Genomic DNA, 11,063 nt, shown 5'->3' with positions numbered 1-11,063 from the left:
AATGATAAACAACAATCGTAAAGATCCCTATATTAGGAGTATAGCTGGCTTATTTCGGTTCAGCCGCTCTACGCCGTTCTCAGAATCATACCGAATGTTCTGGTCTCCTGGGTTACAAGATTTAGAAATGGGAGAATAATCTATTCCCTCTCCACAATTTTTTGGATAAACACCTAAGCCAACAATCATCAGTCCTCACATAAAGGAATGCCATCACTCAGTGCATCTGTGGCAGTCCCAATTCGTAAGCGATGCCCATCGGGGTCTTCAAGATTCATCTCACGCATCCCCCAAGCAAAATTGGTCGGTGCTTGTCAAATATTAATCGCCCCCTATTGGCTTTCTCGGTTAAGCACTTGCGTGTTTTTAATACCCCTTGGGGTTTTGAAATCTCCCAACCACTGGGTCAACTTCTGCTGCGATCGCAAAGAGTTCCATTTCTCGCCAGCGTTTTCCCACAATTTGGAGGCCGATGGGTAACCCCTTCTGCGTTTGCCCCACTGGCATCACGACGGCAGGATGGCCACTTAGATTAAAGGGAATTGTATAGGCGCCATTGGCGATGCTGTGGGGATAAGATCGTCCAGCCACCTCAACCGCACTCCAGGCAGGGCAATGGGGGAAAGCCGACGTGGCTGCAACAGGCATTAGCCAGGCATCCCACGGTTCCAAGGCTTGATCCATATGAGCGGTAAACTGATCTCGTTCTGTAAGCGTTTCGAAATAGCCCTTTAAGCTAGGGTTGAGCAATTCCGGTAAAAAGCGACTGAAATTTCCCAGCTCTCGCAGATGCTTCTCTCCCTGAGTGGCGGTCCGATATAGCAAGGTCAAACTACGGCGAATCGTATACCAATCCTTGGGTTGAGCATAGTTATTCACATAGGCGGCCATGCGGCCATAGAGGGTCCAGATGTGTGACAGATCAAATGCTGGAGGTCGCCAATGTTCTAGCGTCATGCCAGCTTGCGTGATTTGCTGTGCGATCACATGCATCCTACTTTTAATATTTGGATCAACTGGAATTTCGGGCCACTCATCTATCCAGGCCAGTTTCAACGCTTGCTTAGACTTAACGGGGGGCTGATCCAACGGAATAGGCGGAACATCCAGACGGCGAGGATCTGCCCCAGCGATCAGGGAGAAGCAGAGGCGAATATCTTCTAAGGAGCGGCCAAAACAGCCGATCGTCATCATTTGCCGCAGACAGTAGGGCATTCCAGGCACTTCAGGAATAGCACCCGCCGTAGAGATCCGGCGATCCGTCGGCTTTAACCCATAGACCCCACAAAAATGGGCAGGCTGACGGACTGACCCGGCAAAATCATTGCCAATGTCCAGGGCTGACAGTCCAGCCGCCACTGCTGCTGCACTTCCGCCTGAACTCCCCCCAGCCGTATAGTCTAGGTTCCAAGGATTATTGACCCGAGGGAAGAGGGAATTCGTGCTTTGGTAATCTCCAGCTAGTTCGGCCATATTGGTTTTGCCCAGCAGGATGGCCCCCGCCGCCCGCAGTCTAGACACAACAGTGGCATCTTGAGGGGGAACATAGTCTTTGAGGGGAATATACCCTGCGGTGGTTCGCAACCCAGCCGTTTCAAAAATGTCTTTAATCGTAATGGGAACCCCATGTAGTGGTCCCCAGTATTCATCGTTGGCGAGGGCCTGATCGGCCTGTTTTGCTTGAGCGCGGGCGTTTTCTTGATCCAGGGTGCAAATGGCGTTCAGGTGGGGGTTATGTCTAGCAATTTGTGCCAAAACCGCCTCCACCACCTCAGTGGCCGAAACCGTGCCTTCCCGAATGAATCGAGCCAATTGATGGGCAGGTAAGAAAACTAAGTCACGCATGGGGATAAGATCTCCGCACGGGTTGATACCGTTAATCCGATAGATATTTAGTTAATACTATTAACTAATTGCGATTATGGCAGATTTACAGCAACAATTGCTCAACGATTGTTACGGGCAAGATCGGGACACTCGAAGACATTGGTACTCACCCGCTGCAACAGCGTATCAGCAGGTCAGACCGCGATATCCACAAGCCTTACTGGATCAGGTAATGGAGATTACCCTGCTTTCATCGTCATCCAGGCTGTTAGAAATCGGTTGTGGACCTGCGATCGCAACCCCTGCCTTTGCCCAAATCGGCTGCTCCATTATGGGGATAGAACCCAACCCAGACTTTTTTCGGCTGGCTCAACAGACTTGTCAACCTTACGCCAATGTGGCGCTGCACCATTGCTTATTTGAAGAATGGCCCCTGGAACCTGGGCAATTTGATGCGATACTGGCAGCCAGCTCGTTTCATTGGGTAACCCCCGACATCGGTTATCCCAAAGCGGCAGCAGCGTTACGGCCAGGCGGACATCTGATTTTGCTGTGGAATAAAGAACTTCAGCCCTCAGCTGACATCTACTCCCAGCTTTCCCCCCTGTATCAACAATATGCCCCCACCCTCAACCGCGCCTATGAAGACCAGGCAACGCAAATCGCGATCCTGAATGATTTAGAACGGATGGTCGTTAAATCGGGTCATTTCAGGGCGTTTGAGTCTGGATGGCAAGTCGTTAACGTCAGCTATTCCATCGATCAGTACCTGCTGTTGCTATCCACCTATTCGCCCTATTTGAAACTAGAGGCTCAGCAACGACAGAACTTATTCCAGGGGTTGCGTCAGATCTTAGAAGGCAACGGTGATACGGTTGCGCTGTCGTACCTTTCAGCCTTTCATATTGTCCAACCCTGTTAAAGCGTTATGGGACGTCCGAAGAAAGAACATTCCCTATCTCGGAAAGACGTGATTGCAGCAGCCATTGCCGGTATTGACCAAGACGGTGCAGCGGCGTTAGGGGTCAGTCGAGTGGCCCGCCGGTTGGGTATTAAACCCCCGGCGATTTACAAGCATCTAGAGAATGGTGCCGCCTTACAGCGGGCTACCGCCATTACCCTTTGGGAACAATATCTGATCGAATGCCAGCAGACGCTGGCTGACCGCCCCATAACCACGGACTTACTGAAGCAGCTCGGACACTTTACCCGCAACTTTGCCAAAACCTACCCTGGTCGGTATCAGGTGATGATGCAAGTTCAACTGCAACCTCAGGATCCAGAAGCCTCCGTGGTTATCCATAAACTTTTGGCCTTCCTGCGTCAGGCACTCAGTGACTATACCCTAACGGACCCTCAACTGATTGATGTGATGCGCATGGTGAATGCCGCTATTTATGGTTTTATTGCCATTGAGCAAGCGGGATTGATGACGATAGAGCGCTCTCCAGATGAGAGCTATGAGGTGATGTTGGCGGGATTGCTAGGTGCGATCGCAACGATTTCTAAGGACAGTGAGTAAGCCCTCACCATTAGTCTTCACATAAAGGGATGCCATCACTCGGTGCATCTGTAGCTGTTCCAATCCGTAAGCGATGTCCATCAGGATCTTCGATATTCACCTCTCTCATCCCCCAAGCAAAATGGGTTGGTGCTCGCCCTATCTTTATATATTTTGTATAGAGCATCGACATCATCAACAAAGAGTGACATCCATACCCCAGACTGGATCTAACCTTGCTGAGTTAATTCGGCAAAGGACTCTCCGCAGTTACGAAGGACGTGCAGCATGACAATCGAACAGCTTTGGCAAAACTATCAAGGGCAATTGCGGCAATTTTTGCTGACAAGAGTCGACAACCCCGCAGATGTTGAGGATCTGCTCCAAGACATTCTGATTAAGTCCTACCAACGGTTTGAAACGGTAAAGCAGCCCAGCAAAGTTCAATCATGGCTATTTCAGATTGCTCGCAATACTTTAATTGACTACTATCGGAAATCTCGAGTAAACAGGGTAGATGTCGATATGGCCCGTCTAATATCCGTTGCCGAAGTAGTCGAGGACTATGAACAGACTCGACAGGAGTTGGCTCAGTGTATTCGTCCTTTAATGGCGCAGTTGCCTGACAAATATCGAGAGGCGGTTGATTTAGTAGATTTACAGGGGAAATCCCAAAAAGTCCTGGCGAGTGAATGGGGGCTGTCCCATTCTGCTGTAAAGTCGCGTGTGCAGCGAGGCCGACGTATGCTTAACTCTCTTTTTCATGCCTGCTGTCGCTACCAGTTGGATACACGGGGCAATCCAATTGCAGTGGAGGTGACAGGCGGTTGCCAGAACGGTAGCTCTGACGATGAGCGAGTTTGAATCACCAGCTTTAATGGGGGAGGGAGCCCATCTAAAAGTGAATGTCAACACCGCTATTAGGGGAAAAATCTCACCAAGCGGACCGATGGAGTCCCAATATGCGGCAGATCTGCATCAAGGTTGTGCGGGTTTAATGCAGAGCATCATAGGAAGATGGCGAATACGAAATCGGGAGATGACCCACCTCCTTAACAGTATAGAGAGGGCGACCTTTAATCTCTTCGTAGATTTGGCCCACATATTCACCCAAAATTCCCAGACAGATGAGTTGTACCGCCCCTAGGAAAAAGATCGCCATCGTAATCATGGTATAGCCGATCAACTGGCTGGACGGATTGAAAAATCGCCAGTAAAGGGTTAAGAACATCATAAAGACCGCCAGGGCTGAAGCAAATAACCCAAGATAAGTGGCCAAGCGCAGGGGCACTTTCGAGAAGGCCATAATGCTGCTGAGGGCGAGGGTGAGGGATTTGCGGAAGGTATATTTGACGTCGCCAGCAAACCGGGGCGGACGATGGAGTGTAATGGCCGTTTGCCGAAAGCCTACCCAGGCCCGTAGACCACGGATATAGCGGTTGCGCTCGGGCATTTGGTTGAGCAAATCGACGATTTGCCGATCCATCAGGCAAAAGTCGCCCGTGTCGGTAGGAATGTGAATATCTGAGAGGCGCTGAAGAAATCGATAAAACATGTAAGCGGTGAAGCGTTTGAATATGCCTTCTCGCTGGCGTGAGATCCGTTGAGCGTAAACGACCTGATAGCCTTGCTGCCATTGTTGAATCAGATCCGGCACCACTTCCGGCGGATCTTGGAGGTCGGCGTCCATGACAATAATGGCATTGCCGATGGCAAACTGTAAACCAGCTGTCAAAGCGATTTGATGGCCAAAATTACGGGCTAGACTGACGTACCGAACCGTGGGGTCATTTTGGTGGAGTTGGCGAATGAGGGGGAGGGTGCGATCGCAACTACCGTCATCTACCAAAATTATCTCTGAAGGGGCATCCAGCGTATTGATTAATGCTTTTAGACGTCGATAAAGTTCAGCAATATTGTCTTCTTCGTTATAAATCGGAATAACGAAAGAATACGTTATATTGCCACTTTGATCAGGATTACTTGCAATTGATGAAGGGGAACTGAATGGCGTCAAGGGATTGTTATAACTAAACAAAAGAGACGAAGCCTGCAAGAGATATTCTATGCCCTTAACCCTGTTGATCGTAGATGATGAACCGGGCATTCGCTTGGCGGTTACCGACTATCTAGAAGCAGCGGGATATGTTGTCCTTGCGGCGGCTACTGGCCAACAAGCGTGGCAGATGGTGCAACAATATCGTCCTCATTTATTGGTGACTGATATCAGAATGCCACAGATGGATGGTTATGAGTTAGTGCGCTTGGTGCGGCAGCAACCTGCGTTTCGATTGCTGCCCGTGATTTATTTAACGGAGTACTCTGATACTGAACAGCGCATTAGAGGCTATCAAACGGGGTGTGATGCTTACTTGGCGAAACCCTTTAATTTAGAAGAACTGGCAGCGGTTGTCCGCAACTTACTCGATCGCGCTCAAATCGTCCAAACGGAATTGCAGGCGGTCTCTCATACTGTCTCCGGTCTTGAAGCCGCAGATGCAGCAGTCGTTAGCGCTTTAGATTTAACCCAGAGAGAACAGCAGGTGCTGGCGTTACTGACAGAAGGGTTATCTAATGCTCAAATTGGCGAACAACTCCATCTCAGCCCCCGAACGGTGGAAAAGTATGTGAGTAAGTTGCTGCAAAAAACCGAGACCAGTAATCGGGCAGAAATTGTTCGGTTTGCCATGGAACACCATTTGTTAGGGGCCATAGATGCGGATCTTTAAGGATTTTGTAAATGATCTAATAAACCACTACAAGCATCCAACAAGAGATCAATCACATAATCAAACCCTGATGGCCCCCCGTAATAGGGATCGGGCACCTCTTTATCGGCGAAGTTAGAGCAAAAATCGCACATCATATGGATTTTATCGGCGTATTGTTCATCAGGATTCATCGCCACCAAATCGCGATAGTTTTGGCGATCCATCGCCAGAATCAGATCGAACTCAGCAAAATCTTCTGGCTGCACCTGGCGGCTATTGCCAGTGAGCACAATGCCTTGCCGTAAGCCAGCTGCTGCCATTCTCCGGTCTGGAGAAGCGCCGATATGATAGCTGCTGGTGCCTGCCGAATCACATTGATAGGCATGGGTCAGATGCTCTTGCAGCAGCAGGTGATTCATAATCCCTTCGGCGGAGGGGGAGCGGCAGATATTGCCTAGACAGACAAATAAAAGCTTTTGGGGCATCGGGTTGGGGATGATGGGTTAAAACAGCGTTGGCGTAAAACTGCCATGTAAACCGTAGGGGATATGGTGCTTTAAGTGCAAGCGGGCCAGCGGTTCCTGTTCGATCCGCTCGGCATCGAGAATCACCACATCGGATCGGTCGTGATCGCCATCGTAAACCAGCGCGATTAACCAACCGTGATCTTCTTGGGTGGCGTTGGGTTTGGGGATAAACACCGGTTCTCCCATAAACCCTTGAGGGGCGGCACTCCAAACTTGTTCTTCGCTTGTTTTAACGTCTTGCTTCAGGATGGCTTGTAAAGGCGCGTTGCCCGTACTGGCATCCGTGGCACCAATATAGACGTAGCGATAGTCGTGGCCCACATTCGCAGGATTTAGGGTTGGAAACTCACAGCTGCGCTGGATTAGCGGTGTTTTCTCAACGGTGGCGGTCTCAGGATTGAGGTGGAATCGCCATAAAGAGCCAGGAGGAACCCCGTCAAAATCAATCGTGCGGAAATCAATCCCCGATTCTAAGCCTGGGAAAGTGTCGTAGCAGATGGAGTCGACAATGACTTGACCGTCTTCCTCGTATGCATTGGCATGATGGAAAACAAAGCAGGCATCGGTGTCTAGCTGCTGGGGTTGATTCTCGCCTCGTCGGACCAGCCAGATTTTGGTGGGACTGCTAGGTTTATAGGAGATGCATTCCCCTGCCCCCTTGAGCCCAAATAGAAAGGGAATGGGATTCAGAATGACGGGATTTTGGAAAAAGATGTAGTAGTTGGGGGTAACGGCAAAATCGTGGATAAAAGCAAACCCCGGAATCACGAATTGCTGCTGATGAACTACCTCACCCGACTGATCAAATTCGAACAGTTTTACCTTGCTGGAGAGGCCGGGTTTGATGGCAAAGTTGACGAGGCGATCTCCCTCTTCATGGGGCAAGATTCGAGGGTGTGCAGAAAATGGATCGCCGGGTTTGAGGAGACCGGAAAAGTCTTCCAAGCCTAACGTGTCTAATGTAGACGGATTAAGGCGATAAGGCTGATCGGCTTCCCACAGGGCTAAGAGTTTACCCGCCCAATAGATGATGTGAGTGTTGGCAATATTCTTGAAGTTGATATCAAAAGCATTGGCGAGTAGGCCACCGGGCTTGGGGGTGCCAAACACGCCACGGTACAGAATCTTGCCTGCTTCCTGTTCTGCTAGATAGCCTTCTGTGCGGACAAAGCGGTTGCGAAAATGAGCCTTGCCCTGATCGAACTGAATTGAACAAATCATGCCGTCCCCATCAAAGGGATGTTGGAGTGGCGTCCCGTTGACATCCAATAGCCCCGGACCGTTGCGAAAGAGGGTGCCGCTTAACTCAGCGGGAATTTCACCGTCTATGTCTGCGATCGCATAGTCGTATTCATCTTTCAGGGATTGGTGGCCGCCTTGCCAGTTGTGGTCAAGGTAAGTGTTACGGGAGGGAGCGGAAACGGTCATAGGGGATTTAATTACGAGGTTCAGTAACAAGTTCAACAGCAAGAGCTTCAGACACCAGGGGGTCTCGAGAGGGAGAGGGCGCTAAAGCGAGGTCTTGATCAAGGACATCTGTACCTTGGTCAGGTAGCCAATTCAGCAGGGGCAACGGTAAAAGGGTGCTGAGATTAGCAATAATCACCAGTAGCCACAACTGCTGGAAATTGGTTTCTGTAATGCCCAGCCCATGCATAATCAGTGCCCCGGATTCATGGGACAGCAGGCCTGCGAGATTACTCACGGACATCAGTAGAGCAAACATCGTAGCTTCGATGCCAGGAGGACAGAGGCGAGCGGCCAAAACTAATACGGGCATATAGGCAATTTGCCCCATCACCGTCAAAATCAGGCTGTCGCCCAAGCTAAACCACTCGTCACTAATGCCTAAGGCCCGGTTGGTATGGGTAACCAACAGAAGGGTGGTCATGCCGAGGGCCGCCGCAATTAACGTGCTCCATAGAAAGATGCGGCGAACAGGAACGGCTTTGAGATAACGCTGAAACACCCAGATACCCAGCAAGGCGGCTAAACTGGTCACCAGACGTACTCGACCGAGAAATTCGGGGTCAAAGCCTAAATCATTGGTGGTGAAGAAGAAAAAGGCGGCTTCAGAACTAGGGGTGGCTTGCCAGAAAAAGACAAAGATCACCGGCAATAAAATCTGTTTTTGGGTAATGGCTTGCCAAAGCTGGCTAACTTGCTGCTTGGTGGAGTCTAGGTTAATTTGAGTGCCAACTTTGGGGTCTGCAATCAGCCCAGCAATCGCAGAAACCAGCAGAGGAAAAGTAGCAGTGATCCAAAAAACGCTTTGGGTACTCATATGGGCCAAGAGCCAGCCGCTAAAGTAGGCGGTCAGTATCCCACCCAATGCGGTGGCAGACCAGCAGAGAGACTGCAGCGATCCGGCATCACTCTGAGATTCTTGTCGAACCCGCTCAACCACGAGGGAATCGACAATCACATCACTGATAGCAACGGACAGAGAACTGAGAACGATGGCAATGGTGGCGGCTATAGAGGTATGAACGATGCTAGCCATGCCTGCCCAGGCTAGGCATCCCAGTAGCCCGGACAAGATGAGATATGAACGGCGACGATATCCAAAGATGGGCACGCTATCGGACACAAACCCAAAGATGGGCTTGATTACCCAAGGGAGTGCAGCAATTCCCATCATGGCGGCCACTTGAGCGGGGGTTAAACCGAGGTCGTCTTTTAAGAAGAAGCTAACGGCTAACCGTGCTAATCCCAAAATTCCCTGGACAAAATAGACCATCAATATGGCCAGCAGCTCAGGTGTGGGATCTTGACCGTAAAAGACGTTTTCTTTTAGGAAATCGCGCACCGAGTCGAGTCTCGACTGAGATACAAACATTGATAATAGTTTACAAATATCAATGTTTGTATCATACCCTGATTTTCTGGATCGTTTTCGGTGTCAGTCCTTTCTCTATGTTGTTTCGCAAAGCACTAGATCGGTTTCTGTTGGAAGTGAGTGCATGCTTTAAATAGCCGATTCAACTGAGAAGAAACTTGCCATGGGTTATGGCCTTTGAATGGAGCAGCCAAGATAGCCTCATAGGGGTTTCTTCCGGCAGCCATGACAGAGAAGAGTGCTGATTTTGGCTGGAATCCACGTCCAGCGACTAACCATGCTGCTAGAACATGTCCTGTACGACCAACTCCTCCAGAACAGTGAACAACTACTCTGTTCCTTTCCCTGACAGCATTACCTAAGAAGGGTAGGATCTCGCGAAGCAAGCTTTCTGAAGTCGCCAGACTGAAGTCTTCTATGGGTGCCCAACACACATGAGCGTTGCCAAATGCTTGTCGATAATTCCCCAGTAAATCCATATATCGAACGAGTTCGGTTTTACTGAGTAAACAGCATACGCCCTGAATCTTCTGATTCTGCATGAATCGTATCCAGTCAGCAACTTGCTCTTGATCGTATCCAGGGCGGGCTGCGCCAAATATCAATGGCTCACTTTTAGATGCTGCTGCGAATTTGTATGCAGAGTTATGTTTCATCTGGACGTTTGGCACAGATGACTTCAGCTGTGCGCTTGTTTGTGCCTAAGATCTTGAAGATACTTTCTGGATGCGCCTAATTGAGGTAAATGTGTCCCTCACGTGCGCATAGGCCCATACCTTCTTGGACATTATATTGATGTGGAATCACAACTCACATTTTCATCCCTATCTACTTCGTCAACTTCCTAAAAAAGTTGAGCATGCGCTTGATGTGGGTTGTGGTTTGGGATTTTTTGCCTGCAAGCTGGCAGAGTACGTTGATGTTGTGGATGCGCTAGATATTGATGGTAAAACTTTGGCAGAAGCAGAGAGTCGTAAGGCTGCAAGCAATATCTCCTATTTGGAAGCTAACTTTCTTGAGGCGGAGTTACCTGAAGCTTCGTATGATGCGATCGTGTCTATTGCCTCTCTTCATCATATGGATTTAGAATCAGCGCTTGGAAAGATGAAGCGACTGCTTCGTCCACATGGAAAACTGATTATTCTTGGACTTTCCCGAGACGTAACCCTTATTGACTACGGTTACAGTGTTTTCTCTATCCCCATCAACCTTGCTTACTTAAGATGGCATCCAGGAGCGCTTGAAAATTCTGAAACTACTGCTCCCACTTGCACTGCTCAGTTATCACTGAGGCAAATTAGATCAATGGCTGAAAGCTTAATTCCAGAATTTAGGCTCCGAAGGCATCTATTCTGGCGTTATTCACTGGTTTGGCAAAAGCCTTGATACCCAATTCTGATTTTCCTGCCATTCCCAGTGCGCGGAGAGTAAGGTGGGATGTTAATTCTCTTGCCTCGACTGCGTTGAATAAGCTACTAAAGGGCAACATTAAAGACTAAAATTGTTGGCTGAATTATGAAACTCAACCATTGCCTTTCTGAGCGATAGGGCTAGGTGCTTGGGGCTTTGGGGATGACAAGGTACTTCAAATCTAGAGTCAGCAGTAGATAGGGCAGTGTGATTTCAAAGAAAATAGGGTGGCCGAAACGACTACCCTA

The 11,063-nt window shown here is 49.4% G+C and carries 11 protein-coding genes; 5 read left to right on the top strand and 6 right to left on the bottom strand.

Going from position 1 to position 11,063, the window contains the following annotated elements:
* Positions 1 to 366 precede the first annotated feature (366 nt).
* A complete protein-coding gene (locus Q0991_RS08850; RefSeq protein ID WP_299487499.1) occupies positions 367 to 1,845 on the bottom strand; it encodes an amidase in 1,479 nt (492 codons plus the stop codon).
* Positions 1,846 to 1,921: 76 nt separating this feature from the next.
* Between Q0991_RS08850 and Q0991_RS08845 the strand changes: the two genes are divergently transcribed.
* From Q0991_RS08845 to sigZ, 3 genes are all read left to right on the top strand, one after another.
* A complete protein-coding gene (locus tag Q0991_RS08845; RefSeq protein WP_299487498.1) occupies positions 1,922 to 2,749 on the top strand; it encodes a class I SAM-dependent methyltransferase in 828 nt (275 codons plus the stop codon).
* Between the two features lie 6 nt (positions 2,750 to 2,755).
* Positions 2,756 to 3,349, top strand: coding sequence for a TetR/AcrR family transcriptional regulator (locus Q0991_RS08840; protein WP_299487497.1), 594 nt, complete (start codon positions 2,756 to 2,758; stop codon positions 3,347 to 3,349).
* 267 nt (positions 3,350 to 3,616) lie between these two features.
* Positions 3,617 to 4,192 (top strand): RNA polymerase sigma factor SigZ, encoded by a 576-nt coding sequence (gene sigZ / locus Q0991_RS08835; RefSeq protein ID WP_299487496.1) that lies wholly within the window; start codon positions 3,617 to 3,619, stop codon positions 4,190 to 4,192.
* 130 nt (positions 4,193 to 4,322) lie between these two features.
* On the opposite strand, the gene Q0991_RS08830 is transcribed toward sigZ, so the two are convergent.
* Positions 4,323 to 5,318 carry a glycosyltransferase family 2 protein gene (locus tag Q0991_RS08830; RefSeq protein WP_366524927.1) on the bottom strand — a complete coding sequence of 332 codons (996 nt, stop codon included), beginning with the start codon at positions 5,316 to 5,318 and terminating at the stop codon, positions 4,323 to 4,325.
* Between the two features lie 76 nt (positions 5,319 to 5,394).
* Here Q0991_RS08830 and Q0991_RS08825 point away from each other — a divergent pair, with 76 nt between their 5' ends.
* Complete coding sequence (locus Q0991_RS08825; RefSeq protein WP_299487491.1) at positions 5,395 to 6,057, top strand: response regulator transcription factor; 663 nt, start codon at positions 5,395 to 5,397, stop codon at positions 6,055 to 6,057.
* On the opposite strand, the gene Q0991_RS08820 is transcribed toward Q0991_RS08825, so the two are convergent.
* From Q0991_RS08820 to Q0991_RS08805, 4 genes are all read right to left on the bottom strand, one after another.
* Positions 6,054 to 6,524 carry a low molecular weight protein-tyrosine-phosphatase gene (locus Q0991_RS08820; protein WP_299487488.1) on the bottom strand — a complete coding sequence of 157 codons (471 nt, stop codon included), beginning with the start codon at positions 6,522 to 6,524 and terminating at the stop codon, positions 6,054 to 6,056. The two genes, Q0991_RS08825 and Q0991_RS08820, sit on opposite strands and share 4 nt — an antisense overlap.
* Before the next feature lie 18 nt (positions 6,525 to 6,542).
* Entirely contained in the window at positions 6,543 to 7,994 is a 1,452-nt protein-coding gene (locus tag Q0991_RS08815) for a carotenoid oxygenase family protein (protein WP_299487486.1), read from the bottom strand.
* A gap of 7 nt (positions 7,995 to 8,001) precedes the next feature.
* Entirely contained in the window at positions 8,002 to 9,405 is a 1,404-nt protein-coding gene (locus tag Q0991_RS08810; RefSeq protein WP_299487484.1) for a folate/biopterin family MFS transporter, read from the bottom strand.
* 95 nt (positions 9,406 to 9,500) lie between these two features.
* Positions 9,501 to 10,061 carry a dual specificity protein phosphatase family protein gene (locus tag Q0991_RS08805; RefSeq protein WP_299487483.1) on the bottom strand — a complete coding sequence of 187 codons (561 nt, stop codon included), beginning with the start codon at positions 10,059 to 10,061 and terminating at the stop codon, positions 9,501 to 9,503.
* A 139-nt stretch (positions 10,062 to 10,200) separates the two neighbouring features.
* Here Q0991_RS08805 and Q0991_RS08800 point away from each other — a divergent pair, with 139 nt between their 5' ends.
* Entirely contained in the window at positions 10,201 to 10,791 is a 591-nt protein-coding gene (locus Q0991_RS08800) for a class I SAM-dependent methyltransferase (protein ID WP_299487481.1), read from the top strand.
* Positions 10,792 to 11,063: the final 272 nt, after the last annotated feature.

This window comes from Acaryochloris sp. IP29b_bin.137, from assembly GCF_028285745.1.
GTDB lineage: Bacteria > Cyanobacteriota > Cyanobacteriia > Thermosynechococcales > Thermosynechococcaceae > Acaryochloris.
This window is presented reverse-complemented; position numbering and strand designations above follow the sequence as displayed.